This window comes from Pseudomonas sp. SH10-3B (assembly GCF_019891415.1).
Classification (GTDB): domain Bacteria; phylum Pseudomonadota; class Gammaproteobacteria; order Pseudomonadales; family Pseudomonadaceae; genus Aquipseudomonas.
Window position 1 is genome coordinate 1 of the sequence record NZ_JAFLXD010000120.1, and the last position, 826, is coordinate 826.

Annotated in this window: 1 protein-coding gene; it reads right to left on the reverse strand. The window is 58.6% G+C overall.

What is annotated here, in order from left to right; genetic code table 11:
* A partial coding sequence (locus tag J1G35_RS30610) for a hypothetical protein (RefSeq protein WP_223016872.1) occupies positions 1–826 on the reverse strand: 826 nt, incomplete at both ends.

Genomic DNA, 826 nt, shown 5'->3' on the forward strand with positions numbered 1-826 from the left:
GTGAAGCGGCCGGCGACGGTGCCCGCTGTGGCGGAGTTTTCATCGATGGTTTCTGGGGCAACACTGATCACCGGCACATCGTTATGCAGCGTAACGGTCGGCTGGCCGGTGCCATTGGAGCTGAGCCCCTCAGGATCGGTAACGGTCAGGTCGATTTTCGGCAATTGATTGCCGGCGTTAACAAAGTCGGCGCCCTTCTGGGTCAGTACGACGTTGTTGCCAGACAGGCTGTAGTAGCCGTCTACGTTGCTGTTGCCAGTGAAGGAAACAGTCAGGCCTTCGCGTGGGGTTTCTTCATCGGTCGCAGTGAAGCGGCCGGCGACGGTGCCCGCTGTGGCGGAATTTTCATCGATGGTTTCTGGCGCGACGCTGATGACCGGCACGTCGTTGTGCAGAGTGACGGTTGGTTGACCGGTGCCGTTGGAGCTGGCGCCCTCAGGATCCGCAACGGTCAGGTCGATCTTCGGCAGTTGATTGCCGGCGTTAACGAAGTCAGCGCCTTTTTGAGTCAGTACGACGTTGTTGCCGGACAGGCTGTAGTAGCCATCCACGTTGCTGTTGCCAGTGAAGGAAACAGTCAGACCTTCGCGTGGGGTTTCTTCGTCCGTAGCGGTGAAACGACCAGCGACGGTACCCGCAGTAGCGGAGTTTTCATCGATAGTTTCTGGCGCGACGCTGATCACTGGCACGTCGTTATGCAAGGTGACAGTCGGCTGGCCGGTGCCATTGGAGCTAAGCCCCTCAGGATCGGTAACGGTCAGGTCGATCTTCGGCAGTTGATTGCCGGCGTTAACGAAGTCAGCGCCCTTCTGCGTCAGTACAACGT